This is a genomic window from Bifidobacterium sp. LH_743 (assembly GCF_056355775.1).
Genome location: NZ_JBKESZ010000001.1, coordinates 54,302 through 80,754 on the forward strand (window position 1 = coordinate 54,302; position 26,453 = coordinate 80,754).

General features: G+C 61.5%; 21 protein-coding genes. 8 read left to right on the forward strand and 13 right to left on the reverse strand.

All coding sequences use genetic code 11. The features are described from left to right. Positions 1 to 26: 26 nt before the first annotated feature. Complete coding sequence (locus AC1ATL_RS00225) at positions 27 to 2,483, forward strand: glycogen/starch/alpha-glucan phosphorylase (RefSeq protein WP_432623099.1); 2,457 nt, start codon at positions 27 to 29, stop codon at positions 2,481 to 2,483. Positions 2,484 to 2,955: 472 nt separating this feature from the next. Here the strand turns inward: AC1ATL_RS00225 and AC1ATL_RS00230 are convergent, their stop codons facing one another. Then, positions 2,956 to 3,183 (reverse strand): hypothetical protein, encoded by a 228-nt coding sequence (locus AC1ATL_RS00230; protein WP_432623097.1) that lies wholly within the window; start codon positions 3,181 to 3,183, stop codon positions 2,956 to 2,958. Positions 3,184 to 3,324: 141 nt separating this feature from the next. Between AC1ATL_RS00230 and AC1ATL_RS00235 the strand changes: the two genes are divergently transcribed. Together AC1ATL_RS00235 and AC1ATL_RS00240 are read left to right on the forward strand one after the other, a co-directional pair. Next, positions 3,325 to 4,113: a rhomboid family intramembrane serine protease gene (locus AC1ATL_RS00235; protein WP_432623095.1), complete on the forward strand. Its 789-nt coding sequence runs from the start codon at positions 3,325 to 3,327 to the stop codon at positions 4,111 to 4,113. Between the two features lie 430 nt (positions 4,114 to 4,543). Beyond that, entirely contained in the window at positions 4,544 to 5,800 is a 1,257-nt protein-coding gene (locus AC1ATL_RS00240) for a THUMP-like domain-containing protein (RefSeq protein WP_432623149.1), read from the forward strand. 163 nt (positions 5,801 to 5,963) lie between these two features. On the opposite strand, the gene crgA is transcribed toward AC1ATL_RS00240, so the two are convergent. After that, positions 5,964 to 6,422: a cell division protein CrgA gene (crgA, locus tag AC1ATL_RS00245; protein ID WP_432623093.1), complete on the reverse strand. Its 459-nt coding sequence runs from the start codon at positions 6,420 to 6,422 to the stop codon at positions 5,964 to 5,966. A gap of 121 nt (positions 6,423 to 6,543) precedes the next feature. On the opposite strand from crgA, the gene AC1ATL_RS00250 reads away from it, so the two are divergent. The 3 genes from AC1ATL_RS00250 to AC1ATL_RS00260 all read left to right on the forward strand — a co-directional run bounded on the left by AC1ATL_RS00250 (position 6,544) and on the right by AC1ATL_RS00260 (position 9,159). Continuing rightward, the gene (locus AC1ATL_RS00250; protein WP_432623091.1) at positions 6,544 to 7,326 is read left to right on the forward strand and encodes a DUF881 domain-containing protein; all 783 of its coding nucleotides are present in this window, start codon (positions 6,544 to 6,546) and stop codon (positions 7,324 to 7,326) included. A 3-nt stretch (positions 7,327 to 7,329) separates the two neighbouring features. Then, on the forward strand, positions 7,330 to 8,427 hold the full coding sequence (locus AC1ATL_RS00255; RefSeq protein ID WP_476567594.1) for a class E sortase: 1,098 nt from the start codon (positions 7,330 to 7,332) through the stop codon (positions 8,425 to 8,427). Between the two features lie 87 nt (positions 8,428 to 8,514). Beyond that, positions 8,515 to 9,159: an anthranilate synthase component II gene (locus tag AC1ATL_RS00260; protein WP_026646678.1), complete on the forward strand. Its 645-nt coding sequence runs from the start codon at positions 8,515 to 8,517 to the stop codon at positions 9,157 to 9,159. 266 nt (positions 9,160 to 9,425) lie between these two features. Here AC1ATL_RS00260 and pknB read toward each other — a convergent pair whose 3' ends face one another. From pknB to AC1ATL_RS00295, 7 genes are read right to left on the reverse strand one after another with little or no spacing between them, the layout of a single operon-like run. Beyond that, complete coding sequence (gene pknB, locus AC1ATL_RS00265) at positions 9,426 to 11,522, reverse strand: Stk1 family PASTA domain-containing Ser/Thr kinase (RefSeq protein ID WP_476567596.1); 2,097 nt, start codon at positions 11,520 to 11,522, stop codon at positions 9,426 to 9,428. After that, entirely contained in the window at positions 11,519 to 12,463 is a 945-nt protein-coding gene (locus tag AC1ATL_RS00270) for a serine/threonine-protein kinase (RefSeq protein ID WP_476567598.1), read from the reverse strand. The genes pknB and AC1ATL_RS00270 overlap by 4 nt, the downstream gene beginning before the upstream one ends. Beyond that, on the reverse strand, positions 12,460 to 13,926 hold the full coding sequence (locus AC1ATL_RS00275) for a peptidoglycan D,D-transpeptidase FtsI family protein (RefSeq protein WP_432623294.1): 1,467 nt from the start codon (positions 13,924 to 13,926) through the stop codon (positions 12,460 to 12,462). The genes AC1ATL_RS00270 and AC1ATL_RS00275 overlap by 4 nt, the downstream gene beginning before the upstream one ends. Further along, positions 13,919 to 15,430: an FtsW/RodA/SpoVE family cell cycle protein gene (locus tag AC1ATL_RS00280; RefSeq protein ID WP_476567601.1), complete on the reverse strand. Its 1,512-nt coding sequence runs from the start codon at positions 15,428 to 15,430 to the stop codon at positions 13,919 to 13,921. The genes AC1ATL_RS00275 and AC1ATL_RS00280 overlap by 8 nt, the downstream gene beginning before the upstream one ends. After that, a complete protein-coding gene (locus AC1ATL_RS00285) occupies positions 15,427 to 17,025 on the reverse strand; it encodes a PP2C family protein-serine/threonine phosphatase (protein ID WP_432623298.1) in 1,599 nt (532 codons plus the stop codon). Before AC1ATL_RS00285 ends, AC1ATL_RS00280 begins: the two co-directional genes overlap by 4 nt. A gap of 5 nt (positions 17,026 to 17,030) precedes the next feature. Then, positions 17,031 to 17,546: an FHA domain-containing protein FhaB/FipA gene (locus AC1ATL_RS00290; RefSeq protein ID WP_476567603.1), complete on the reverse strand. Its 516-nt coding sequence runs from the start codon at positions 17,544 to 17,546 to the stop codon at positions 17,031 to 17,033. Between the two features lie 27 nt (positions 17,547 to 17,573). After that, positions 17,574 to 18,281 (reverse strand): FhaA domain-containing protein, encoded by a 708-nt coding sequence (locus tag AC1ATL_RS00295; RefSeq protein WP_026646684.1) that lies wholly within the window; start codon positions 18,279 to 18,281, stop codon positions 17,574 to 17,576. A gap of 199 nt (positions 18,282 to 18,480) precedes the next feature. Between AC1ATL_RS00295 and AC1ATL_RS00300 the strand changes: the two genes are divergently transcribed. Next, positions 18,481 to 20,916 (forward strand): S9 family peptidase, encoded by a 2,436-nt coding sequence (locus tag AC1ATL_RS00300; RefSeq protein ID WP_476567606.1) that lies wholly within the window; start codon positions 18,481 to 18,483, stop codon positions 20,914 to 20,916. Between the two features lie 229 nt (positions 20,917 to 21,145). Here the strand turns inward: AC1ATL_RS00300 and AC1ATL_RS00305 are convergent, their stop codons facing one another. From AC1ATL_RS00305 to AC1ATL_RS00315, 3 genes are read right to left on the reverse strand one after another with little or no spacing between them, the layout of a single operon-like run. Next, the gene (locus tag AC1ATL_RS00305) at positions 21,146 to 22,480 is read right to left on the reverse strand and encodes a sensor histidine kinase (protein ID WP_476567608.1); all 1,335 of its coding nucleotides are present in this window, start codon (positions 22,478 to 22,480) and stop codon (positions 21,146 to 21,148) included. Positions 22,481 to 22,502: 22 nt separating this feature from the next. Beyond that, positions 22,503 to 23,171: a response regulator gene (locus AC1ATL_RS00310; protein ID WP_476567610.1), complete on the reverse strand. Its 669-nt coding sequence runs from the start codon at positions 23,169 to 23,171 to the stop codon at positions 22,503 to 22,505. Between the two features lie 8 nt (positions 23,172 to 23,179). Continuing rightward, a complete protein-coding gene (locus AC1ATL_RS00315) occupies positions 23,180 to 23,341 on the reverse strand; it encodes a hypothetical protein (protein WP_476567612.1) in 162 nt (53 codons plus the stop codon). A 121-nt stretch (positions 23,342 to 23,462) separates the two neighbouring features. On the opposite strand from AC1ATL_RS00315, the gene AC1ATL_RS00320 reads away from it, so the two are divergent. Next, positions 23,463 to 24,527: an alpha/beta fold hydrolase gene (locus AC1ATL_RS00320; RefSeq protein WP_476568331.1), complete on the forward strand. Its 1,065-nt coding sequence runs from the start codon at positions 23,463 to 23,465 to the stop codon at positions 24,525 to 24,527. A gap of 208 nt (positions 24,528 to 24,735) precedes the next feature. Here AC1ATL_RS00320 and AC1ATL_RS00325 read toward each other — a convergent pair whose 3' ends face one another. Then, positions 24,736 to 26,397 carry an IS3 family transposase gene (locus AC1ATL_RS00325; protein WP_476567614.1) on the reverse strand — a complete coding sequence of 554 codons (1,662 nt, stop codon included), beginning with the start codon at positions 26,395 to 26,397 and terminating at the stop codon, positions 24,736 to 24,738. Positions 26,398 to 26,453 lie beyond the last annotated feature (56 nt).

Sequence of the window (26,453 nt, forward strand, 5' to 3'; positions counted from 1 at the left end):
GAGTATCCGTCAAAGGGAGTCAATCAATGACTGAAATTACCGCACCGAAGTCCGCGGTCACCGCGGAACAGTTCGCTGACGAGATCCGTGAGCAGCTGAAGTACACCCAGGGCGTCACCGTCGAGCAGGCCAAGCCGGCCGATGTGTACGTCGCCGCGTCCGCCGCAGTGCGTCGCCATCTCGTGGATTCCTGGATGAAGACCCAGGCCGACATGGTCAACGGCAACACCAAGGCCGTCGGCTACCTGTCCGCCGAATTCCTTATGGGCAAGCAGCTGGAGAACGCGCTGCTCAACGCCGGTCTGACCGACCAGTTCAACAAGGCCGTCAAGGACCTCGGATTCTCCGCCCAGGAAGTCATCGACGCCGAATACGAGCCGGGTCTGGGCAATGGTGGCCTGGGTCGTCTGGCCGCCTGCTTCATCGACTCCCTCGCCTCCCTTGGCGTGCCGGCGTTCGGCTATGGCATCCAGTACAAGTACGGCATCTTCAAGCAGGAATTCGATAAGGACGGCAAGCAGGTCGAAACCCCGGATTACTGGCTGGCCAACGAGGAGCCGTGGGGCCACATCGACTACAACCGCGACCAGAAGGTCTCCTTCGGCGGCGAAGTCGTCGAAGAGAACGGCAAGAAGGTCTGGAAGCCGGCTTGGTCCGTGCGCGCCGTCCCGGTCGACTACATGGTTCCGGGCTACGCCTCCGGCCGTGTGAACACCCTGCGTCTGTGGACCGCCAAGAGCTATGACGAGTTCGATCTGCTCACCTTCAACAAGTCCGAGTACCTCGACGCCGTCAAGCCGCAGGTCGAGGCCGAGAACATCTCCAAGATCCTGTACCCGGAGGACTCCACCCCGCAGGGCAAGGCTCTGCGTCTCGAGCAGCAGTACTTCTTCGTGTCCGCCTCCATCCACGACGCCATCCGCGTCTTCTACCCGGGCCAGGACAAGCCGGATCTGACCACCTTCGCGGACAAGATCACCTTCCAGCTCAACGACACCCACCCGGTCATCGGCATCCCGGAGCTCATGCGCGTCCTCATGGACGAGTACGGCTACGATTGGGACACCGCTTGGAAGATCACCAACAAGACCTTCAACTACACCTGCCACACCCTGCTTCCGGAAGCCCTGGAAGTGTGGCCGTCCAAGCTCATCGGCGAGCTGCTGCCGCGTCACCTCGAGATCATCAAGAAGATCAACGAGCAGTTCGAGGCCGAGCTCAAGGCCAAGGGCGTCGACGACGCTACCATCAAGGACATGGCCATCTACACCGGCGACTCCGTGCGTATGGCCTTCCTGGCCTCCTACGGCGGCTCTCACGTCAACGGCGTGGCCGAGCTGCACTCCGAGCTGCTCAAGGACGTCACCCTGAAGAACTTCTCCGACGTGTATCCGGACAAGTTCACCAACGTGACCAACGGCGTGACCCCTCGCCGCTTCATCAAGCTGGCCAACCCGCGTCTGTCCGACCTCATCACCGAGGGCCTGGGCACCGACAAGTGGCTGAGCGACCTCGAGCTGCTCAAGGGCCTCGTCCCGCTGGCCGATGACGACGAGTTCGTCAAGAAGTTCGCAGCCGTCAAGCAGGCCAACAAGGTCGACTTCTCCAACTTCGCCAAGCGCAAGTACGGCTTCGACATCGACCCGAACACCATGATCAACACCATGGTCAAGCGTCTGCACGAGTACAAGCGCCAGGCCCTGAAGATCCTGTCCGTCATCGCCGACTACGCCGACATCAAGTCCGGCAAGGTCTCCGCCGACGACGTCATGCCGCGCACCATCGTATTCGGCGCCAAGGCCGCCCCGGGCTACTACCTGGCCAAGCAGACCATCCAGCTGATCAACAACGTCGCCCGCGTCATCAACAACGATCCGGACGTCAAGGGCAAGCTGAACGTCTACTTCCCGTGGAACTACAACATCGAGCTGGCCCAGAACCTCATCCCGGCCACCGACCTCGACGAGCAGATCTCCCAGGCCGGCAAGGAAGCCTCCGGCACCGGCAACATGAAGTTCGCCCTCAACGGCGCTCTGACCGTTGGCACCCTCGATGGCGCCAACGTCGAGATCCGTGAGCGCGTGGGCGCCGAGAACTTCTTCCTGTTCGGCATGACCGAGCCGGAAGTCTCCGCTCTGTACGCCAAGGGCTACGACACCAAGGGCCTGTCCCGCGAATACTACGAGAAGGACCCGCAGCTCAAGGCCGCGATCGACATGGTTGCGGACGGCACCTTCTCCAACGGCGACAAGGACACCTACAAGGACCTCGTCAACGACTGGCTGAACAAGGATTACTTCATGACGCTCGCCGACTTCCGTGCGTACATGGACATCCAGGCCCAGATCGAGGAGACCTACCGCGATCCGATGAAGTGGAGCCGCATGGCCGTGCTCAATGTGGCCAACTCCGGCTACTTCAGCTCCGACCGCTCCATCGAGGATTATTTGGAGCGCATCTGGCACACCGGTCCGCTCGCCTGACGGCTCGCGTCCCGGTATGCCAGCTGCGCGCTGGTTTCTGCCTCACGGCATAGCCGTTCGGCGTCGCCTACGGACAGCCCACTGGGCTGTCCGCTTGACGGCTCCGCGGTCCGCTCAAGTGATTATGGAGTGTCACCTGCGTTGTTCGGGACTCGACGTACCTTCGTACGCCTTCGTCCCGGACGCCTTGGTGACACACGCATGATCGCTTTCGCTCCGCTCGCCTGATGGTCCACGTGGCCGCCTGACGGTTCCGCACATTGCGCGACGGGCGAACATGTGATGACGAAGGGCCTCCGGGAAATCCCGGAGGCCCTTTCGCATGCCCGGTCGGATGCAGTGCGCCACGGATGCAGCATGCCATCAAGGGAAAAGCCTTGAATCGCACGAAAAAGCCCCGCATCACACGATACGGGGCTTCTTCTGATCTGTCGACAGCGTCTGTTGAAAACGTACGACAGGAAAAGGAAGATCAGGCGGCTTCAGGCTCGGCCGCAGGTGCTTCGGCCGCTTCGGTTTCAGGCTCGGCATCCTTGTTCAGACCAAGGTCGACCGGAGAGGAGCTGTTCTCCCACGGTTCCTCCCATGGGTCGTAATCAGGATTCTGCTGCTTGTAGATGTACAGACCGACGACGCCGGCAAGCAAAGCTCCGAAGAGCAGCGCGAAGAACTTCCAACCGTTAGAAGACTTGTTCTCCATGACGGCTCCTTTCAAGGTTTCCAAACATTGGTTGGCCTGTTCGTTCAAACCAACTGCGCTTCCCATTTTAATTCGCGGAATGTGTCGATTGGGTGGATTTACGCGCCGGGAATTCCGGCGCATGCCGGTAGTGTTTGAGCTATGGCATATCAACGATTCAGTCTGTTCCCCGATTCCCCTTCGTTCAGGGACCTGTTTTCCGCGCGTTCGCTGAGATACCGCTGGCGCAACGGCGATCCCGTCATCACCATGATCATCATCGCGGCATGCGTCGTCGTGTGGCTCGTGGAAGCGGTGCTGTACGCGGTCTGGCCATCCGCGGGCAATGCGTTCGTGAGCGCCGGCATGCTGATGCCCGCCACGGCCGTACGCCATCCGTGGACCTTTATCACATCGATGTTCCTGCATCAGCCGAACTCGCTGTGGCACATTCTGTTCAACATGCTGACGCTGTGGTGCGTGGGACCGGTTCTGGAACGGATGATGGGGCATTGGCCATATCTTGCGCTGTACGTGCTGTCCGGCCTCGGCGGCGGCGCCGGATTGATGGTCTGGGCCGTGTGTTCGCCGTCGGGCTGGATGACCGCGGCATACGGTGCCTCCGGCGCCCTGTTTGGCCTGTTCGCCGCGATTCTGGTGGTATACCGCCGCATCGGCATGGATATCCGGTCGATGTTGATCTGGATGCTGGTCAATTTCCTGATGCCGGTGATTACGCCGGGCATCGCATGGCAGGCGCATATCGGCGGTTTCATCATCGGCGGCCTGTTCGCGTGGCTGCTGGTCTCGGGTCTGCGTGCGTTCCGTGGCAAGGGTCTGGGCTGGCGTGCAGCGGTGTACGGCGTTGCCGTGTTTCTTGCGATAGCCGTGGTCGTCGTGTGCTGTGACATGTGTAATCCGTTGTTGCAGATGATGGCATGGCAATATTAGGGGGTATTCGGATTGCACAGTTATCCACAATCGTGGATAACTGTGTGGATAACTGGGGTAAAAGCTGTGGGTAACTCGGGGATAACGTGGTGAATTGTCCACATGGATATTCACAAAATGGCGGAATGCATGGAATTTCATGGGTGGGAAATGTGGATAACCATTATCCACTCCCCACAAAAATGGGGAAAATCGCCGCCGATATTTCGTGGCACGAAGTTATTGCGGACACGAGATATAGACGTTGTCCACATTCATCCACATTTGTCCACTTGTTATCCACAGACGAATGGATTGATTGGGGTGTATGACGAAAAAGCTGAATCAAAAGGACGAAAGGTGGTGCGGAATGGTGCGCGACGAATCGCATGGTCCATCGCAGGAACGGCCGCAGGACGGATATGACGACGGAATCCTGGAAAACCCGTTGATGAATGAGGTGACGCGCGCCTTCGTCGAGACGCATCGCGACGAGGATGTGCGCGATCTGGCGCTCAAAGCGAAACGGAAGGAAGGCCTCGACCTGCCGATGGCGCTCGACCAGATCGCCGGCTGGCAGATCGCACGCAAAAAACTGCCGGAATGGGCCGCGTGCGCGGATATCATCTATCCCGCGCATATTTCCATGGAACAGTGCTCATCGCAGTTCACAGCGCGATATAAGGCCGAAATCGCACGGCGTCTGTTGCAATCGACGCTGCGGTCGACACCGCAGCCGACGCAGCAATCGACAGGAAGTGCGGTCTCTGAAGCAAGCATGGTGGACTTGACGGGCGGATTCGGCGTCGATTGCTCGTATATCGCACGCGAATTCGGCCAGGCCACGTACGTCGAGCGGCAGCCGCATCTGTGCGGGCTCGCGGCGCACAATATGGCGGCCTTGGGGCTTGCGCACGTGCGTGTGGTATGCGGGGATGGCGTGGAATACCTCCATTCCATGGAGCCCGCGTGGCTGATCTACATCGATCCCGCGCGACGGGACGAGCATGGCGCGCGCACCTACGCGATCGAGGACTGCACGCCCGACGTGCTGGCGTTGCGCGACGAGCTGCTGACGAAGGCACGGTACGTGATGGTCAAACTGTCGCCGATGCTCGATTGGCGCAAGGCGGTGGACGATTTCGCGGGCGCGGTGGCGGAAGTGCACATCGTGTCCACCGGCAACGAATGCAAGGAGCTGCTGCTGGTGCTGGATGGCAGCGATGGGCCGCGCGCGCCGCACGTCTACTGCGTGAACGACGACCAGCGGCTCGACTACGATGCCGCGGCCTACACGCGCGGTCTGCGCATCGGGGAGACACCGCTGCCGGAGCATCCGCATTATCTGTACGAGCCGAACGCGTCGATCATGAAGGCCGGCTGTTTCGACGCGATCGAGGAGCGGTACGGCGTGACGCAGATCGGGCCGGGCAGCCACCTGTTCGTTTCGGACAAGCCCGTGTCCGGCTTTCCGGGGCGAGGTTTTGCGATTGAGTCGGTCGGCGGCATGGGCAAGAAGGAGTTGCGGCGATTGCTTGCCGGCTTGGACCGTGCCAATATCGCCGTGCGCAATTTTCCGCTTAACGCGCCGCAGTTGCGTCGGAAGCTCAAGCTGGCCGACGGCGGGGACGCCTATCTGTTCGGCACCACCATGCAGGGCGGCGCGCATGTGCTGTTCCGTACGACGAAAATCGACGCCGGCCGTTAGCGGATGGGGCCATCCGGCAGAGGGAGCGAAGACGGCCGGATGGAGCGGAGAAGAAGTAAGACAGAACGGAAATGAAAAAGACGCCGAGGAAATCCTGGGCGTCTTTTTCGAAGGGTTTAGTTCGGGTGGATTGGTCTATCGGATCCAGAACCCATTAGACGGCTCAGCGCCACCACATGGTCATGATGAAACCGACCATGATGATCGCGAACGCGATGGCCAAATTCCAAGCACCGATGTGCGGAATCGGATAGTCGGAGGTCAGGTAGTAGACCACGGCCCACACCAGACCGATGATCATCAGCGCGCAGAACAGCGGCACGAACCAACGCGGATTGGACTTGGTGCCCTTGATGGTCTCCTCAACACGGCGGGTGTTCTCCGCCTGACGGTTCATCATGCGCTGCATCTGCGGCGACAGGGAATCCTTGTCGGCGGTGGCGTTCAGCACCGCTTCCACGCGGTCCATGGGGATGTCGAGATCGTCATCGTTTTCGTCGGACTTGGCGGCAGCCTCGTCGCCAGTGGTCTCTTCCGCACCCGTGCCAGCTTCGGCTTCGGCCTCGGCCTGCCAGTCCTTCTGGTCGTCCGCGGTGGTTTCGTGCAGCTCTTCGTCAGCCATCAGCATAGTCTCCTTAAATCGGCTAAAAGATATAATAGTGGGTGGCCGCGAAAGCGGCGAACCTACGGCGTGAAACTGTTCACAATCGGGACAACCGTCCGTAATCGTCCAGAAAGGCATCATGGCGAAGCACACCGGGAAACACAGCGTGAAACGGTCCAAGGCGGCCGGCGTCGCGGCTTTCCTCGTACTGCTGTTCTCGGGATTCCTACTCGCCACCAATCTGCGCGTCAACCGTTCCGTGGTGGTGAGCAACGACACCGCCGAACTCGTGGAACAACGCGTGAAAAAAGTGAACTCGCTGCGTTCCGAAGTCGACGCCCTCAGCTCCAGAGTGAACGATCTGAGCAAAACGCTCGACAGCCAGAACTCCGATGGCTCGCAGGACAGCGAGAATGCCGGCAACGGCACCATGCTTCCCGAAGTGGAAGGTCCGGGACTGGTGGTGACGCTCGACGATTCCCCGTTATGGGAGAATATGGTCGATTCCAATGGCTCCAACGCCAACATCAACGATTACGTGGTGCACCAGCAGGACGTCGAGGCCGTGGTCAACGCGTTATGGGCGGGCGGTGCCGAATCCATGAAGATCATGGACCAGCGCGTGCTGTTCAACTCCGCCGTACGCTGCTCCGGCAACGTGCTGCTGCTGCAAGGCAAGAAGTATTCGCCGCCGTTCAAGATTTCGGCGATCGGACCGGTGGACGAGATGAGGAAGGCACTCGACGATTCCACGGAAGTGTCCATATACCGGCAGTATGTCAGCGCGTTCGGCCTGGGATGGCAGGTCGAGGAGAAGGACAAGCTGCATTTCGAAGCGACCGACGCCTTGCAACAGCCGTTGCAGTATGCGAAAGCGATGGACGACGGCACAAGCGACGAATCGCAAGAGGGGAAACAATAGCAGATGAAACATGTGGCCCAGAAAAGCGGCGGACGTGCCAAAGGCGTGCTGTGGACGGTCCTTGGCATCCTCGCCGAACTCATGCTGACCGCAGCCGTGGTGTGCGCGCTGTACATCGCATGGCAGATGTGGTGGACGGGCGTGCAGGCCGAACACAACCAGATCGAAGCCCGCCAATCCGTATCATGGTCCGATCCGTCGCAATCCGGCAACGTCACCGTGGCCAAGGCCCAGGAAGGCGACCCGCCCGTGCAGCCGCAAAGCGCCACAGAAGGCGAACTCATCGCCCAAGTCTACATACCGCGATTCGGCGGCCAATGGGAACGCAACCTCGTGGAAGGCACGGACCTGACCCAGCTCAACAAGCACGGTCTCGGCCACTACACGACCTCGCAGATGCCCGGGCAAATCGGCAACTTCGCTTTCGCCGGACACCGCAACGGCTACGGACAGCCGCTCGGCGACGTAGACAAGCTGCAGGAAGGCGACCCGATCATCATCCGTACGCAGGACTACTGGTACGTATACCGCTACACCAGCTACAAAATCGTGCTGCCGACACAGATAGAAGTCGTGGCGCCCAACCCTGAGAACCCGGGCGCGACGCCGACCAAACGCATGCTGACCATGACCACGTGCGAGCCGAAATACTCCACTCCGACGCATCGCTGGATCAGCTACGCCGAATTCTCCTACTGGGCGAAAGTGTCCGACGGCATCCCCAAAGAACTGGCCTCCACGGACGCGAACGGCAAAGTCAAATTCGTCAACAACGAGCATCCATCGTTCGCCTCGTCCATCGGCACGCTGAAACCATGGATCCTGGGCGTGCTCGCCGCCTACGTGATCATCTTCATCTCCGCTGCCGTGGCATGGCGGTGGCCGTACATCGCCGACGTGCGCGAAGGACGCCGCAAGAAGCCCGATTTCAGCCTGTACGGCAGCCTTATGCGACTGCAGCCGGGCGTATTGCCGATTCGCCTGCTACTGCTGGCGCTGCTACTGTTCGCCGCCGCCGCATCCTGCTTCGAATGGCTGTTCCCGTGGGCCGCGTCGACCATTCCGATGCTGCGGGAGATGTCGAACTACACGGCGGTGTGATTCGGCACGCGCCTGCTGCGTGAGACGCGGACGGCGCGGCGGCCCGCCACGCACGTACACTGCTGTTCAAACGTTGATTGGAGCAAGATGACCGATTCCGCACGCATTTTGGTGGTAGACAATTACGATTCGTTCGTCTATACGATCGTCGGCTACGTGAAGACGCTCGGCGCCACCGTGACCGTGGTGCGCAACGATGCGATAGACCCGTCCCAGCCGGGCGTGATCGACGACTACGACGGCGTGCTGATCTCCCCGGGCCCCGGAGCCCCGTCCGAATCGGGCGCCAGCGAGGACATGATCCGTCTGTGCGCGAAGCTGAACAAGCCGATGTTCGGCGTGTGCCTCGGCATGCAGGCGCTCGCCGAGGTGTTCGGCGCCACCGTGAGCCATGCGCCGACCATCATGCATGGCAAGACCAGCCAGGTGGAGCATATCGACGACGAGATTTTCGAAGGCGTGGCCAATCCGATGACCGCCACGCGCTACCATTCCCTGGCCGTGGAACCGGATTCCGTGCCGGACGAGTTGGTGGTGACCGCGTGGACGCAGGGCGATCACATCGTGCAGGGCATCAAGCACCGCAGCAAGCCGATGTATGCAGTCCAGTTCCATCCGGAATCCGTGATGACGCAGGACGGCTACCGTCTGCTGGCGAATTGGCTGAAGGTGTGCGGACAGGACTCGGCGGTGGAGCGGTCGATCGGATTGCAGCCGAAGGTGATCAAGTAGTTTCCGCCGATTCGGCGACGGCGCGGACGGCAGTAGATCTGTGGCAATAGGTCCGTAAAGGAGCCGGCATATTCCATTCGCGACACACTCAAGGCCGTTCGGCCAAGCTTACGGTCTCGAACGGAATATGACGGCTCCTTTCCTATACGGTTATCCGCGGATCCTCGTCGGCGACGATTCGCGGGCATATGAAGGCATAAGGAGGGCATATGAAAAGGGAGCGGTGTTGAACCGCTCCCTTTTCATATCACCGGTCAGTCGGCTGGCTAATTGCCGTTGCCGTTTTGCTGTTGCTGCTGCTGGTTGTTGTTGCCATTGCCATTGCCGTTGTCGTCACCGTTATTGTTGTTGTCGTCGTCATCGCTGCCGGTGGACTGGCTCTTGGTGGTCAGCGTGATGGTGGTGCCGGCGTCGGCCTTGCTACCGCCGTTCGGGCTCATGCCGGTCACCAGGCCGTCCGTAGGGCCGGAAACGGACACCTTCAGGCCGACGCTTTCCAGCAGTGCCTTCGCGTCCACGCAGCTCATGCCGACCACATTCAGTACATTGACCTGCTGCTTTCCGGTGGACACCCAGATGGTCACCGGGGAGCCGGCTTCGACGGTGCTGCCCTCGCCGGGATCGACGCGCGTCACGGAGCCTGCGGGCACGGTATCGGAGGATTCGCTTTCGATGGTGATCTGCGTGAAGCTTGCCTCATTAAGCCGTTCAACGGCGGTGTCCTTGGGCTGCCCAACCAGGCTGGGGATCTGGGTCAGACCGGACGAGATGTACAACGAGATGATGGTGCCCTTGGTCTGCCTCGAACGTGCCGCGGGATTGGTTTTCACGACCCTGTCCTTGGCCACGGTGGCGCTGTCTATGGTCGTGACGTTGCCCACCTTGAAGCCGGCCGCCTCGAGGATTTCCTTGGCCTCCTCCTGGGTGTGCTTGGACACGTCCGGCACGGACACCGATTGCGGACCGGTGGAGAACCACACGGTGACGGTGGAGCCCTTTGCCACCTTCTTGCCGCCCTTCGGATTCTGCTTGGTGATGGTGCCCTTCGGCTGGCTGGACGTGGTGTCCTCGCGGGCGTCGAGCTTCAAATCGAGGGCCTTGAGCTGCTCCTCCACGCGGGCTTCGGAGATGTTCGATGTGGTGGTGAAGTCGGGTACCGACACCGTGTCTTCGGTCTTCTTGTGGCCGTTGAGCATGAAGACGATGCCAATGATGGCCAGCAGCGCAACGATGCCACCGACCACGGAAGCGATGATGATCTTCTTCTTTTTGCGCTCCTGCGCCTCTTTGGCGCGTTGTTCGGTGCGGGTTTTCGTGGCGAGGGCCGCGTTCAGATTCGGCACTGCCTCGAACTGGCCCGTGACCGGATTGAACGCCTGCGTGGCGGTGGTTTCCGTGGCGGGGGTCATGGCCACGGTGTTGGCGTCCATCTCGGCCTGCTTGCGGGCCTTCATATTGGTCAGATCGGTCAGAGGATTGAACGCGGCCGCCATCGGCACACCGCCGTTCATGAACGTCATCAGATCGTTCTTGAATTCGGAGGCGGTGGCATAACGGTTCTGCCGATCCTTGGCCATCGCCTTCGCGCAGATCGAATCCCACATCTTCGGCAGACCCGGCACGATCGTGCTCGGCGGAGTGGCCACTTCCGATACGTGCTGGTAGGCGATCGCCACCGCGGAATCGCCGGTGAACGGCGGCCTTCCGGTAAGCATTTCGTACAGCACGCAGCCGGCGGAATACAGGTCGGAGCGCATGTCTACGCTTTCGCCTCGAGCCTGCTCCGGAGACAGGTATTGCGCGGTGCCGACGACGCCCTGCGACTGCGTCATGGTCGCCGCGGAATCGTCGATGGCTCGGGCGATGCCGAAGTCCATGACCTTGACCACGCCCTGCTCGGAAATCATGATGTTGCCGGGCTTGATGTCCCGGTGGATGATGCCCATGCGGTGCGAGTATTCGAGCGCGTTGAGCACGCCCATCATCACCTGCTCGGCGTCGCGCTGGCTCAACGCGCCATTCACCTTGAGGATGTCGCGCAGGGTCTGGCCCTTGACGTATTCCATCACCAGATATGGCAGATGCTCGACTTCGCCGGTCTCCGTGGTGACGGCTTCCTCGCCCGAATCGTAGATGTTCACGATGTTCGGATTGTTCATCTGGGCGACGGAGTGGGCTTCGCGGCGGAAACGTTCAAGGAAGATGCTGTCGGTGGCGAAATCGGCGCGCATGATCTTGACGGCTACGGTGCGCCCCAAACGTGTGTCGGTCGCCACATGCACTTCGGCCATGCCGCCACGGCCGACGAGCTGGCCGAGCTGATAACGGCCTCCAGCCAAAGAGGTGGGCATGTTGATGTTCATCCCTGTTCCTTCCAATCATTGCTCACGGAGATATGGGGTTTGCTGACCACGCGGCGGGGAAGCCTTCCCCCCGAGGACACGATCATCGTGTCGGCCATCTGCGTCTGCTGGTCCAGCAGACGGCGTTCGATGCGGGACAGGGTGCGGGACACCACCAGCGCGTCCTTCGGACGGTCCAGCGGATCCTTGGCCAGCATTGACATGACGAATTCGCGCAGCTGCACATCGATGGTGTCGGGCAGCGGCGGAACCGGATTGTTGACGTGCGCCGCTGCGATGTCGACCGGAGTCGCGCCCGTGAACGGACGGTGTCCGCACAGGCCCTCGTATGCGACGACGCCCAACGAATAGATATCGGATTGCGGCGTGGCATGCTTGCCTTGCGCCTGCTCCGGGGAGATGTACTGCGCGGTGCCCACCACCATGCCGTCCTGCGTGATCTGCTCCTGGTTGGTGGAGTAGGAGACGCCGAAATCGGTGATCTTCACCTCGCCGGAATCGGAGACCATGATGTTCGCCGGCTTCACGTCGCGGTGGATCACACCATGGGAATGCGCCACGAAAAGGCCTCGGGCGGTTTGGATGAGGATGGGCAGCAGCTTGGTCGGCTCCATCGGGCCGTTCTGTTCGTGATACAGGTCGGCGAGCGACTTCGATGGCACGTATTCCATGATGAGGAAGCCGATGCCGTCATGCTCGTAGTATTCGAACAGCGCTGCGATGTTCGGGTGCGCAAGATTGGCGGAATTATGGGCTTCCGCACGCAGTCGGAGCAGCTTTGCCTCCTGGGTGACGCCCAGGTCGCCGCGTAGCGCCTTGATGGCCACCGGACGGCCGAGCTGGATGTCATAGCCTTTCCAGACCTCGCCCATGCCGCCTTGGGCGAGACGGGAATCCAACCGGTAGCGTCGGTGGATGAGCTGTCCTTTAATCAGTTTCATTCTGCCAGCGCCTCCTGCATCATGGCTTTCATAATCGGACCCGCGGCGAACGAGCCATACAAATCAACATTGTGCACCACGACCGCCACCGCGATCTTCGGATCGTCTGCGGGAGCGAAGCCGATGACCCATCCATCGATGGCCGAGTTGCCGTCGCCGATCTGCGCGGTGCCGGTCTTCACGGCCACCTGCACGCCGTCGATGGCGAGGTTCGGGTTCTCCTTGGTGACCACGGCCTCCATCATCTGCGTGAGCTTGTTGGCGGTGTCCGCGCTGAACGCGCGGGACATGACCGTCGGCTTGGTCTGCGAGATGACCGACAGATCGGCCGAACGCACACGATCGACCAGCGTCGGCTGCATGAGCTTGCCGTCGTTGGCCACTGCGGCGGCCACCATGGCGTTCTGCAACGGGGTCACTACGGTGTCTCCCTGGCCGATCGAGGCCAACGCGAGCTTGTCGTCGTTGACGTCGGTGGGGAACTTCGAGGTGACCGACACCCATGGCGTGCCGGTGTAGTTGGAACCGTCCACGGTGATCGGATTGTCGAAGCCGAGCTTCTTGGCCATGGACGAGACAGCGTCATCGCCCAAGGCCACGCCAAGCTGGGCGAACGCGGTGTTGGAGGAATACGCCATGGCGTCCTCCAACGTGATCTTGTTGTCGGAACCGTTGGCTTGGGGGGTGGCGTTCGTCAGTTGCGTGACGGTGCCCGGAAGCGTGTAGCTCGCGCCGGCAGGAATCTGGGTGTCGGTCTGGTACTGGCCGCTTTCCAGCGCGGCCGCGGCCACGACCGTCTTGAACGTGGATCCCGGCGGATACAGCTGAGACGTGGCGCGGTTGAGCATCGGATTGGAAACGCTTTGCGACAGCGTGCTGTAGTTGCTGTTCGCCTCGCTCATGTCATGGCTGGCCAGCTGGTTCGGGTCGTAGCTGGGCGTGCTGACCATGGCGAGTATGCGGCCGGTCTTCGGTTCGATGGCCACCGCGGCGCCGTCCGAATTGGCCAGACCGTTGTATGCGGCCTGCTGGATCTTCGGATCGATGGACGTCTCGATATTGGCGCCCTTGTTCTCCTGCCCGGTGAACAGCGATTTGAACCGCTGCCAGACGAGCTGCTCCGATTGGCCGGACAGCAGTGCGCTGCGGGACGCCTCGACACCATTCCAGCCGCGCTGGCTGATGGAGAAGAACCCGGTGACGGGCGCGTACAGCATGCCATTGGAGTAGGAACGCTGATACGAGAACGAATCGTTGGAAGGATCGGATTTTGCGATGACCGATCCGTCCGAGGCGAGGATGGAGCCTCGCGGGGTGCCGTATTCGTGGTACAGCGATCGGACGTTGCGCGCGTCGTTGTTGAGCTGGTTGGCGCGGATGGCCGTGATGATGGTGGTGGACATGCCCAGGATGACGAACAACGCCACCACGATGGTGAACAGCTGGCGGAGCGATTTATTCATGTGATGCTCCTTGCCGTGGGATGGGCAGGTCGCGGGTGGCTGGCTCCACGATTTCCGTGGCCTGCTGGATTAGATGAGGATCCGTTGCCTCATGCGGGGTCGAGACGGTCTGTCGTGTCTGCTTGATTTCGGCACGGCGGGTCCGTTCGCGTTCGCGCAGCGCCTTGACGGCCTCCTGCTGGAACGTGTCGTTGTCGAGTTCCGATTCCGGCTTGTTCGCGCAATTGGAGATCACGATCAGCAGTGCGGCCAGCATGTAGTTCGCGATCAGCGACGATCCGCCGGCGGCCATATACGGCAAGGTCAGGCCGGTCAACGGAATGACCAGCGTGATGCCGCCGACCACGGTGAACACCTGGAACGCCATGGTGAACACCAGACCGGATGCGAGCAGCTTGCCGAAACCATCCTTAATCTTCATCGCCGTGATCATGCCGGCGGCGATGATCAGCAGATACAGCATCAGAATGGCCATCAGGCCAGTCAATCCCAGTTCCTCGCCCAAAGCCGCGTAAATGTAATCGGAATTGGCGATCGGCGTGATCGACGGATGGCCCTGACCGAGGCCGGTACCCATCAAACCGCCGGAAGCCAGACCGAAAATGCCGGTGACGAGCTGGTACGAGCCGCCGTATTCCTTGTTGTACTGCGCTGCGTCGAACGGATGTAGCCAGGCGTCCACACGTGCGCCGACGTGGCTGAAGATGTTCGCCGCCGCCACCGCGCCCACGGCGAAGGCGATGAAGCCAATGACGATCCAGCTTTTGCGCCCGGTGGCCACGTACAGCATGGACACGAACATGGCGAAGAACATCAGCGACGTGCCGAGATCATGCTGCACGATCAGCACGCCCATGGACACGATCCACACCACGATGATTGGCCCCATGTCTTTGATGCGGGGCAGCTGGAGGCCGAGGACCTTCTTGCCGCCGACGGCGAGCTGGTCGCGATGGTCGAACAGATACGAGGCGAAGAAGAACGCCAGGAACAGTTTGGCGAATTCGCTTGGCTGGAACGAGCCCAGGCCTGGGATCTTCACCCAGATGCGTGCGCCGTACTGTTCGGAGCCGAGTCCCGGAATCATCGGCGACAGCAGCAGCACGATGCCGATGATCATGCTGACGTACGAGAACCGCCGCAGCACGCGGTAGTCCTTCATGAACACGATAAGCAGGTTGGCCAGTACCAGTGCGATCGACAGCCATATCAACTGGCGGAACGCCACCGAGGTCTTCGTATCCTGGTCGATGCGCGCGATCATCATGACGCCGATGCCCGTCAGCACCATCACACAGCACATGATCGACTGGTTGGCGTAAGGCTGGAATCGCAGCAGCAGGCCCCAGGAGGTCAGGAACAACGCTCCCACGAAGGCAAGCATCCACAGATAGTCCTGTGGGAAGCCGTTCGTGGTGCGCTCGAACATCTGGAAGAACGCCACGGCGCACAGCAGCATGCTGAACGCCAGCATTCCGAATTGCTTCAAGCGCGTAGCAATCATGATTTGTCACCGTCCGTTTTCTTGGCCTGCTCGGCCTTCTTGGCGGCCTCTTCCTGCTGTTTCTGCTTCTGCGCTTCCTCCTCCTGCTTCTTCTTGGCGGCCTGCGCCTCCTCTTGCTTCTTCTGTTCGGCTTCCTGCTGTTGCCGGAGCTGCTTCTTGATCAGACGCGTATGGCTTTTCGCCTCGTCGTAAGTGTCGAAGGAGATGCCTTGGGCGAGCTGTTCGCGCCAGCTTGGCGGCAATTCGCTCGTCTTCATGGTGGTGGCCGTGACGGCATGCGACAGTCTGAGGTTGAAAATGCTCGTCGGCACGCCTTGGAAAATCGTCACCGTGCCGTGGTCGTCGCCGATGTAGTACTTGGTCTGGCTCCAGCGATAGGTGCCCGCGCCCACCGCGGCAATGCCGAGCAGCATCACGATGGTGACGAGTACGGCGATGATCCGGTTGCGGAATTTGCGGGAACGTTTCGTCTTGCGTTCCTCAAGATGTTCGTTGCGAATCGCCTTGGCCACTTCTGGATCGTTCGGATCGGCGGAGATGCGCCCGTTGCGCTTCTGCACGACCGGAATCTCCCCGGTGTCGGGATTGGTGCGGTCGCCGTTGTCTTCACGGACCGAGGATGGTTGCGCGACGCGCTGTTCCGGCTGTTTCGTTTCCTCTTTGGGGTCCTTGCCGTTGCGAAGCGCGGCCGCACGTGCCGCCGGGGACTGCTTGCCTTCCCGCAGAGGCGGCGCGGTGGCGACCGGCTCGTTGACGATGTCCGCGATAGGTTCGAGGCTCGCGCTGGCCGCGCCGCCGACGAGCGGGGTCTGGTGCGGCAGGTCGAACGCATCCGCGTCGAGCGCGAGCGTCGCGTCGGCGATTACCGCGGTGACGTTGTCGGTGCTTCCCGCGCGCAGGGCCATCGACACGAGCTGCTGCGCGCATTCCTCTTGATCGGAGCAGGTGGACAGCACCTCCTCGATCGTGGAATCCTCCAATACGCCGCACAGGCCGTCGGAGCACAGCAGCCAGCGGTCGCCGGGATCCGCCTTGCGGATGGCGATGTCGGGACGTGAATCGATATCGAAATCGCCCAGCACCCGCATCACCACATTGCGTTGCGGATGATTGCGTGCCTCGGCCTCGCTGATGCGACCGGTGTCGATGAGATGCTGCACGTAGCTGTGGTCGCTCGTCATGCGGATCAGATGGCCGTCGTGCAACAGGTATGCGCGGGAATCGCCGATATGCGCCAAAACCCAGCATCCGGCCACCAGTGCCACGGACGTGACCGTAGTGCCCATGCCGGCGAGACGGCGTTCACGCTTGGCTTTGCCGACGATCGCGTCATGCGCGGCCATGACGGAGGTCGCCATCATATGGGAGATCGCCTGCACGTCTCCTTCGACGTCGTCCTGCTCGATATGGGCCAGCGATCGGATGGCAATGGTGGAGGCGGTGTCACCGCCGGCGTGACCACCCATGCCGTCGCAGATGGCGATGAGATGTTCGCCTGCGAAGGCGGAATCCTGGTTGTTGGAACGTACGGTACCCACGTCCGAGACGACCGTGGAATACATGAACAATTGCTGTGAAGCGGCGGAAGTCGGCACGACGGTCACCTCAATTCGAAGGTGGTCGCGCCGATGCGAACCGGTACGCGCGAACCGAGGATCATCGGCGCGTTCAAACGTTGATGGTTGACAATGGTGCCGTTGGTGGAGCCCAGATCCTCGATGGCCCAGCGGCCGGTGGCGGGATCGGTGTAGACGCGGGCGTGGTGCGAGGAGACGAATTCGTCATCCAGCACCACGGTGTTCGAAGCCGCGCGGCCAAGCGTGATGGTGTTGCCGGTCAAAGGGACGGAACTGCCGGCAAGAGGACCATCGATGACGACCAGAAGCGTTGGCTTGGCACTTGCGGCGGCGTTGGACGCAGGTGCGGAGACGGCCACGGGCGCGGGCGATTCCACGGCCTTGCGCGCGGCGCGTTCCTTACGACGATGGGCCCGCGACTTGCGCGGGCTGAGAATCTCGACGTCCCTGTACAGCGAACGCACCGTGCAGGCGACGAAAATCCAGAGCAGTACGAGGAACCCGTACTTGAGGATCGCAAACGTTAATTCAGTGAGCATAAAGGCGGCTCCCCGGGTTGGGGTCGGTTACTCCTGATCCTGCGAAGAAGCCCAATACAGGATGCGGGTTCGGCCGATGGTGATCGTGTTGCCGTCGAGCAGCGTCGCCGCCTCGACGTGATGGCCTTCGACGTACATGCCGTTGGTTGAGCCCAGGTCCCGTGCGATGACGGTGTTGCCGTTGTCGGTGATGTCGATCTCCATATGACGGCGGGAAATGCCCGGATCGTCGATGACGATGTCGCAGTCGGAACCGCGGCCGATGATGGTCTTGTCTTCGGTAAGCAGATACTGATGCTCGCCGATCTCCAGCATCGGGCAATCCTCGGTCTGCGCATCGGTGGTGACCGGCACGGTGTTGCCCTGCACGGATTCGCTGGAAAGCCGGTAATCGCCCTTGGTAAGCTCAAGGTCCTCTTCGAAGATCACCACGACCGGGCCGACGAACGCGTAGTTCTGGCTTTTCGCGTACTGGGTGAGGTTGTCGGCAAGTTCGTTGGCAAGAGTCTCCGCACCCCATTCGACGATGTTGTTGAAATCCGGAGTGCTGAGTTTGAAACGATATTCGTTCGGGGCTACGGTACGGTCGCGCGTGACGGGCATGGCCTCTTTGTCGATCTCGCGTTCCAGAGCGCTGGAAAGGTCGACGGGCTTCAGGTCCTTGGACCCGAATTTGGCGAAAACCCCGTTGACGGCGCCTTCCACGCTCTTCTCAAATCGGTCGAGAACACTCATACTTGTCCCTTTCTGTCTTTGCCTATCCTACGCTTTGGCGTGCCGAGAGCCAATTCAACAAGGACTTGCTTGCAAAAATTCCATGTAAAGGGGTGGTATCCAACCTTTCGTCGGCGGAACGGTTCCGTCCGTCGGCGTATCGGACGGCTTTCGAACCGCCGACGAAGGGACGGTCCCGATCGTCGGTAGATTGGAAGGCATGGTTAATGCGATTGATGAATTTCCAGCGTTGAAGGCGCGCACTTTGCGATTCACTTGCGGAGCGCCGCGTTCCGCACGCGTGATCGGCGACGGCTCGCGCGCGCTGTTCCTGCGGTCGGACGGTCCGGAGGACACCGTCACATCACTGTGGATGAGCGTGATCGGCGAGGATGGCGAATCCAATGAAATCCTGCTCGCCGACCCGCGTACGCTGCTTGCCGACGCCGATGCCGAGGATGTGCCGGCCGAGGAGAAGGCCAGACGCGAACGTGCGCGCGAAGGCGGTTCCGGAATCGTCGGATATTCCGTCGACGCCGCCGGCAAACGCGTTGCGTTCACTATCAACGGCGGACTGTTCCTGACCGACATCGCCGCCGGTGCGACGCGCGCCATCGCCATCGACGAACCGGAATTCAAGCCGGTGCTCAATCCGCGCGTCAGCCCCGACGGACGGCACATCATGTACACGACCGGCACGTATCTGGTGGATGTCGACCTTGCTGAAGACGCGGATGACGGCGACGCGGTGTCCGTGGTGGCTTCCGTCTCGCAATCCGACGGAACAACTGACGGAACGGATGGCGCACCGGCCGGCGAATGGAAGATCGGCCTCGCCGAATTCGCCGCCGGCGAGGAAATGGACCGTTACGACGGCTTCTGGTGGTCGCCCGACTCCAAATACGTGTTGTTCGAAACCTTCGATGCCTCCCACGAGCGGACCTGGTACATCGCCGACCCCGCCGACCCGACGAAACCCGCGCAGGGACGTCGCTATCCGCAGGCGATGACGGCGAATGCCGACGTGCATCTCACCCTGCTGGAACTCGGCTACGACGCGGATGGCTGCTACTACGGCGGCATCGCGCACAACGTGGACTGGGACCGTGAATCGTACGAATATCTCGCGGCCGTCAGCTGGACGACCGGTCATGAGCCGCTGCTGCTCGTGCAGGACCGGCTCCAGCAGCACGACCAGGTGCTCGCCGTGCGTGTGGGCGACCCGGTCGTCACCATGAGCACGCCGGAAAACGGCTTCACCGACGAGGACGGCGACGAAGTGGAGACCTTCTCCATCGCCATTCCCGAATACGCTCCCGGCGAGGAGCCCGGTACCACGCGCGTGCTTGAGGAACACCATAACGACCGTTGGCTCGACCTGATCGCAGGCACCCCCGCATACACGCCTGACGGCCGCCTGGTCTGCGCGATGAACGACATGGACGCCGACACGAACCGTCTCACCGTGGATGGCAAGGCCTTCACCCCGGCCGGACTGCAGGTGCGCGAGGTGCTCGACGTGACCGACGACGATGTGCTGTGCGTGGTGCAGCGCACGCCGGAACTGTTGCCCGCCGACGAACTGCCGTTCCTGTGGCAATCCAACGCGGACGGACATGACGCGCGCAGCTTCGACGTGGTCTCGATCCGCTACGACGGCAGCTGGGAGCCGCTCACCTACACGCCCGGACAATGGACGATGTCCCGCGCCGGCGACGGTTGCGTGGTGACCGGCCGTGGCATGGACGACGCGCGGTCGCAGATGCAGCATTGCATGAACGTGCGCACCGATAGCGACGGCGGCGCGGAAGTGATGTCGATGGTGGTCGCGCCGATCGAAAACCATGCCGAGGTCCCCGGCTTCACGCCGAACGTGCGATTCGCCCGCCTCGGCGAACGCAAGCTGCACACGGCGATCATCCTGCCGTCCGAAAACAGCGCATACGCGCGGGCCGACACCCTGCCGGTACTCATGAAGCCGTACGGCGGCCCGGGATTCCAGCAGGTCGTGGAAAGCCAATCGTTCTACTGGGACGCGCAATGGTGGGCCGACCAAGGCTACATCGTGGTCACCGCCGACGGACGCGGCACCACCGGCCGCGGACCGCGTTGGGACCGTGAGATTTATCTGGACATGAAAGCCGTGACGCTCGCCGACCAGGTCGACGCCGTGCATGCGCTGCCCGGTGCAATGGCCGAAATCGCCGCCGAAACCGGCGTCTCCATGCCGAAACCCGACCTCGGCCGCGTGGCGATGATCGGCTGGTCGTACGGCGGCTTCCTGTCCGCGCTCGCCGTGCTGGACGCGCCCGACACGTTCGCCGCCGCTTGCGCGGGCGCTCCGCCGACCGACTGGACGCTGTACGACACGCACTACACCGAACGGTATCTGGGACTCGACCCGGCCACGTACGAACGCAACAGCATCATCGCGGACGCGCCGAAGCTCAGCCGACCGCTCATGCTCATCCATGGTTTCGCCGACGACAACGTGACGATCGCCAACAGTCTGCGATTGAGCCAGGCGCTGATGGCCGCGGGGCGCAAGCACACGTTCCTGCCGCTCAACGGCATCACGCATATGACCAACGACGAGACGGTGGCACGCAACCTGCTGCTGTTGCAACGCGATTTCCTCGCCGAAGCGCTGGCCTGACGGCACTCCGGCAAAAACCAGAAACGTCCCGATAAAACCAAAAGAAAAAAAGAACGCGTCCCCCTGCGATTCCACGGACTGCCAAGTATCCGTCGAATCGCGGGGAGACGCGTATCCCTTCTCAATAGGGAAGATAGGACGGCTGCGAACACCCCTGCAAGTAAGGGTGTACCACATCTGCGTAGCACCCTTGCGGGCTTCGCGGCCTGTGGGACTGGTCACGATCTGGTCACGATTTGAGACGCCCGGCAAGGGGCGGCAGGTTTTCAGGCACCGGAATCGGCAGGTAGGCGAACAGCGTCCATTCGCAGTCGCGAAGCGTCGTTTCGAGTTTGCCGCCATGCGATTCGAGTTGTTTGCTGAAGTACGCGAGGCCGTGGCCTCCCGGACGCGTGCGATCCGTTTCGGTGGTCCTCGTCCGGTTGATCTGCGTGATCTCGACGGCGTTCGGCTTGAGTATCACCGACAGATCCGCCTTGCTGCCGGGCTGGGCGTGACGTGCGATGTTGGCGTAGGTCTCGCGAAGCAGATCATTGGCGATTCCGGCCAGGCTCGGGGATGCGCTCGGCGCACCGCCCGCCACATGGAGAATCGAGGTGATGTCGAATCCGAGCGAGCGCAGACGTCTGTCTCCATCGGCCATCGTGGTTTTGAGCAGGTCGGAAAAGGCCTTGCCATCCGCGTCCTCCTCAAGAACGGTGACGTCCATATCCAGTTCGTCGATGACGCGATGCACGTTGGTCAAAGCGGACAGGATGTAATCGTTGACTTGCTCCCATTTGTCGAGTTCTTCCCGTTTTTCGGCCACGTCTTTGCCGCCGTTCGCCGTCGTGCCGTCTGCTCCGCCGTCCTTGTCGGCGCTTCCGTCCGCACCATTGCCATCGCTTCCGCGGCCATTCCTGCCGGACAATACGTCGATGCGACGCTGCGCCACGAAAGCCGCGGCGGACAGATCTCCCGTCACGGCGTCGTGTATGGCTTCCGCGATATGGGCGCGGCTTTCCATCTCACGTAATCGCGTCTTCGTCTGCTCCGCCTCCATGCGGCTGACGGCCATGGTCTCATTCCATCGCAAGGCGCATCCGAGCATCAATATCAGGCCGATCATGGCGATGATGGATACGGGATTGGAGCCATTCATGTGAAGGACCAATTGGCAGAACAATTGGTCGGCTATGGAATAGGCGAGCAGCAGCAATGCCACAAGATTGTTGGTTTCGTAGGCGAGCATGCCGAACGCGTAGAGGATTCCCGGCAACGAATTGACGTCGGCTCCGGATATGAGCCAAGGCCCCGATTCGGCCATGACCAGGAACAGCAGTGACATCGATTTCGGGAAGAACGTCGACAGCAGCAGCGCTGCGATTTCGATGACGGTCCAGACGGTCGCCGCGGGATTGCCAGGTGGGGCGAGCACCAGACAGAACAGTATCCACCATATGGTGATGACCGCGACGGCCATGCGGATCGGATGCCAGAGCCTCGGATGGTCGGCGCGCATATGGGCACGCCACGTGCGGAAGGCACTGAGGGGTTTGGATTCTGCGGATTTAGTGGATTCCATGGATTTTGTTGAGTTTGCTGATTCAGCGCACATGCGACCTCACCCACAACGCCACCGCCTGACGTGCCGTCTTGCAGTTCAGCTTCTTGAGAATGCCTTGCATATGTTTGCGCACGGTGCCTTCGGAGATGTCCAGCCGTTCGGCGATCTCCCTGTCCAGCATGCCGTCGGCGCACAGGGAGATGATTTGTTCCTCGCGCACGGTGAGCCGCGGTGAGTTCTCCTCCTCGCGTCTGATGCGTACGCTGGCCAAGGCGGGAGGCTCGAATCCCTCCATCACGTCGCCCCCGCAAAGCCGTTCAATGGCCTTTGCCAGTTGGTCGGAGTCCTCCTTGCCGATCAGCCCCTGCGCTCCGGCCTCCATCAGCTTGTTGCGGTAGCTGTTGATGGAGAAGCTGGTGATGCCGAGAATCGGCAGATGCCTGTCCATGAGACGGATCCGATGGCAGATGGCCGGCCCCTGCAATCCCTCCATGGACATGTCCAATATGAGCAGGTTGAGATTGTCGTCGTTCCTCTGGCATCGTTCGATTGCCTCGTCGCCGGAAGTGGCCGTCCATACCACGTAGGCCGTGGGAACCTTCGCTTCGATGAGTAGGCTCAACGATTCCAATGCGCGAGGATCGTTATCGACCAGCGCCACACGGTGGACTTTGGGTATGGGGGTGGCTGCGGATTTCGTGGGATTCATCGCATGGCTCACTTTCCGCACAGCCACTGCAACGGCGGCGGGCAGCTGATGATGGCGGACGCGGTTCCGCTCGTCGCGTCGGCGGAAGCGGCTGTGTTCTCGCCGGCCGAATTCATCGTTCCGGCTGGCTGCATGGTACAGAACATGACGAATGCCATGCACAATGACATGATTTTCATACCGATATTGTATGGGGGAGTGCGTCCATTGCATGGGGGAGCACGTCCGATACGCGGAGTCTAAGCGCTGTGGGTCAAAGGTTTGTTCATGCGGGATTCGTATGATGAAAGCATGATTCTTAGGCTGCTCGACGAGGCGAATTACGACGCCGAAATGGAAGGCAAGGTGCTGCCCGCGCTGGACGCCTGCATGACGGAAGGATGGATGGACCCCGCCACCGTCGACTGGAACGGCGACGAACTTCCCAAACTGGACGAACCAGGCCGGCTGCACTATTGCTGCTACGACGCGGCCAAATTCGACGCGTTGCGTGAGGATGGCGCTTCGGGTGTGTTCCGCGGTGCAATCGTCATCTCGCATGGATTCACCGAATTCGCGCGCAAATACAGTGAGATGGCATGGTATTTCCTGCTGGCTGGCTATTCCGTATGCATCCTCGAACATCGTGGGCACGGCCATTCCGTGCACGACGTGGACAATCCCAGCCTAGTATGGATCGACGATTGGCGCCGGTATGTAGCCGACCTCGCGGCCTTCGCCGATAGCGTCGCGCGCGAATACGCGTGCGACAAGCCACTGAACCTGTACTGCCATTCGATGGGCGGCGGCATCGGCGCGGCCGTGCTGGAACGCTACCCGTCCCTGTTCGACAAGGCGGTGCTGTCCGCGCCCATGATCGCACCCGTCGTCGGCATGCCGACATGGCTGGCGCGCGTCGCGACGGGCATGCTGTGCGGACTGGGATTCGGCAAATCGCGTGTATTCGGGCATACCGATTTCTCGACTGACCTCGATCTCGACGAGCATAAGGGCGCTTCCGAAGCGCGCGTGCGCTGGTTCCATCAGCAACGTTGCGACGATGTGTCGTGCCAGACCAACGCGGCGACCTTCGAATGGGCACACCAGGCACTGGCATTGTCCCGCGCCATCCTCAAGCCGGACATGTGCGGCGCGATCGAAACCCCGATGCTGCTGTTCCAGGCCGGACGTGACATTTGGGTACTCAACGGACCGCAGGACGATTTCGTGGAACGAGTGCGCGAAGGCGGTGGATCAATCGAGAAGGTTCGGTACGGGCAATCGCTGCACGAGATCTTCTCCATGCCGAACAACGTGCTCGGGCCGTATCTGGACAAAATCCTCGATTTTCTCACTGCCCCCGACGCCAGTCTGTAGGGGGATGATGCGGCCGCGCGTGCTGCGGCCGCGGTTCCCTCTGAAATATCGCATGCTCCGGTGGCATTCCGGCAATTTTCTCGCAAGCTCATGATATTTTTATCCCATGCCATTCGTCGCAGGGACGGGTGGGGTGTTGGAGAGAAAAACAATGAAGCGGGGGCTGGTGCCGTTTTGTTGGACTCGTCATTGATTCCATCACCACCAATCATGCCACAAGACCGAGCTCGCGTCGACGGTCCATGATGCTCATGCCGAACTCCGTCTTGATCCGCTTGTCCCGATACCAGACCATGTACTCGTCCAGCATGTTGATGAACTCGTCCATCGAGACGCCCGCGAAACTGCGTTTATGGAAGAACTCCTGCTTGAGACGGCCGAAGAACCCCTCCGCGGCCGCGTTGTCCGGACTGCATCCCTTCGCGCTCATCGAACGCGTCAGATCGTGTTCCTTGCAGATGCGGATCCATTCCGGCCACCGGTAGTGGCATCCACGGTCGGAATGGATGATTGGCTTCTCGCCGTCCTTGAGCGTGGAGCACGCGTCGGCGAGCATGCCGTTGGCCAACGCCGCGTTCGGGCTCGTTCCGATCGTCCACGCGACCGGAAGCCCGTCGTAGCAGTCGATCACGGGCGACAGGTACGCCTTGCCCGCGGGGATCGAGAACTCCGTGAGATCCGTGACCCACAGCATGTTCGGCCGCTCGGCGTGGAAATCCCTGTCCACCAGGTTCGCCGGGGCCTTGGTCAGCTCGCCCTTGTACGAGCTGTACCGCTTCGCGCTCTTGAACAGGGGCACCAGGCCGTTTCCGGTCATGAGCCTCATGATCCGTTTCGCCGACACCCTGACGCCCATGCCCTTCAGCTCCAGGTGGATCCGCTTGTACCCGTAGCGCCGCTCGCTGTTCTCGAACGCCTCGCGCACGAGCTCCAGGAGGGAAGCATCCTTGTCGGGACGTTTCATGGCGTTGAGCTGGTAATGGTAGGTGCTGCGCGCGATGCCGACCACACCCAACAGGCTCCTGGCGGTCACGCCCAGCGTCTCGCTAACGGTCCTGACGAGGAGCGTCTTCTCGCGGTTGGTCAGGTTTTCCGGGCCTGCGCCCGGCTCTTTTCCCAACAGCTCCAACGCGCCCTTCCGGATCGCGATCTCGATGTCCAGCTCCTTCTTCTCCCGCCGCTGCCGTTCGATGTCGGCGTCCAGCTCGTCCAGACGGGCCCGCGTCTCCGCCAGCCTCCTCTCCAGCGACGCCACCGCGTCCGCCAGGCCGGCCGCGTCCCCTGAACCGCCAGCGGCCGTCGGCGCGTCCGGGACCACGGGCCGCGCGACGGCCCTCCCGTTCCCGGCCTTTCCCTTGCGTTCCTTCGTCACGGGCGTCTCCTTGGATCCGGCGAGCATCTGTCGTTTCCAGTTTCTCACGACGGACGCCTCCACGCCCAGCTCGGCGGCCGCCTCACGTGATTTCAGCCGTCCGGACGCGACCGCGACCACCGCCTTCCGCTTCAGTTCCTCGGGCACCGGCCCGTGCCTCAGCTTGCGTTGGCCGGGCGCGAGCTCGTCGATCCACGCCATGAGCAGTTCCTTGCTTTTCGGATATCCCAGCATCCGCATGGTGCGGCTGAGCCGTCTGCCGTATTCGAGGTAGTGGTCCACCGCGGCCTGTTTCTGCTCGTCGCTGTAGCGCCTGTGGCGTTCCCCGCGCCTGGAGGGGACGCCGGTGCGCTCCTCCTCGAGCCGGTCTTTGTGCCACATCCACAGCGAGCCCCTGCTGGGATAGCCGAGCTCGCGGATCACGTCGGCGGCGCAGCGTTCGTATTTGATGTACAGGTCCACGGCCCTGTCGCGCTGCTCCCTGCTGTACTTCGCCATAAGGGGGTTCTCCTCCCGGTCGGGAAGTCCAAGAAAACGTCACCACCTCGGCGATT

Excerpts from the sequence above, each read along its gene's own strand:
- AC1ATL_RS00310 (WP_476567610.1), bottom strand. The coding sequence starts at position 23,171 with ATGAATCCCACGAAATCCGCAGCCACCCCCATACCCAAAGTCCACCGT.
- AC1ATL_RS00275 (WP_432623294.1), bottom strand. The coding sequence starts at position 13,926 with ATGAATAAATCGCTCCGCCAGCTGTTCACCATCGTGGTGGCGTTGTTC.
- crgA (WP_432623093.1), bottom strand. The coding sequence starts at position 6,422 with ATGGCTGACGAAGAGCTGCACGAAACCACCGCGGACGACCAGAAGGAC.
- AC1ATL_RS00295 (WP_026646684.1), bottom strand. The coding sequence starts at position 18,281 with ATGAGTGTTCTCGACCGATTTGAGAAGAGCGTGGAAGGCGCCGTCAAC.
- AC1ATL_RS00255 (WP_476567594.1), top strand. The coding sequence starts at position 7,330 with ATGAAACATGTGGCCCAGAAAAGCGGCGGACGTGCCAAAGGCGTGCTG.
- AC1ATL_RS00225 (WP_432623099.1), top strand. The coding sequence starts at position 27 with ATGACTGAAATTACCGCACCGAAGTCCGCGGTCACCGCGGAACAGTTC.
- AC1ATL_RS00280 (WP_476567601.1), bottom strand. The coding sequence starts at position 15,430 with ATGATTGCTACGCGCTTGAAGCAATTCGGAATGCTGGCGTTCAGCATG.
- AC1ATL_RS00320 (WP_476568331.1), top strand. The coding sequence starts at position 23,463 with ATGATTCTTAGGCTGCTCGACGAGGCGAATTACGACGCCGAAATGGAA.
- AC1ATL_RS00315 (WP_476567612.1), bottom strand. The coding sequence starts at position 23,341 with ATGTCATTGTGCATGGCATTCGTCATGTTCTGTACCATGCAGCCAGCC.
- AC1ATL_RS00240 (WP_432623149.1), top strand. The coding sequence starts at position 4,544 with ATGAATGAGGTGACGCGCGCCTTCGTCGAGACGCATCGCGACGAGGAT.
- AC1ATL_RS00300 (WP_476567606.1), top strand. The coding sequence starts at position 18,481 with ATGGTTAATGCGATTGATGAATTTCCAGCGTTGAAGGCGCGCACTTTG.
- AC1ATL_RS00325 (WP_476567614.1), bottom strand. The coding sequence starts at position 26,397 with ATGGCGAAGTACAGCAGGGAGCAGCGCGACAGGGCCGTGGACCTGTAC.
- AC1ATL_RS00270 (WP_476567598.1), bottom strand. The coding sequence starts at position 12,463 with ATGAAACTGATTAAAGGACAGCTCATCCACCGACGCTACCGGTTGGAT.
- AC1ATL_RS00250 (WP_432623091.1), top strand. The coding sequence starts at position 6,544 with ATGGCGAAGCACACCGGGAAACACAGCGTGAAACGGTCCAAGGCGGCC.
- AC1ATL_RS00230 (WP_432623097.1), bottom strand. The coding sequence starts at position 3,183 with ATGGAGAACAAGTCTTCTAACGGTTGGAAGTTCTTCGCGCTGCTCTTC.
- AC1ATL_RS00305 (WP_476567608.1), bottom strand. The coding sequence starts at position 22,480 with ATGGAATCCACTAAATCCGCAGAATCCAAACCCCTCAGTGCCTTCCGC.
- AC1ATL_RS00290 (WP_476567603.1), bottom strand. The coding sequence starts at position 17,546 with ATGCTCACTGAATTAACGTTTGCGATCCTCAAGTACGGGTTCCTCGTA.
- pknB (WP_476567596.1), bottom strand. The coding sequence starts at position 11,522 with ATGAACATCAACATGCCCACCTCTTTGGCTGGAGGCCGTTATCAGCTC.
- AC1ATL_RS00260 (WP_026646678.1), top strand. The coding sequence starts at position 8,515 with ATGACCGATTCCGCACGCATTTTGGTGGTAGACAATTACGATTCGTTC.
- AC1ATL_RS00235 (WP_432623095.1), top strand. The coding sequence starts at position 3,325 with ATGGCATATCAACGATTCAGTCTGTTCCCCGATTCCCCTTCGTTCAGG.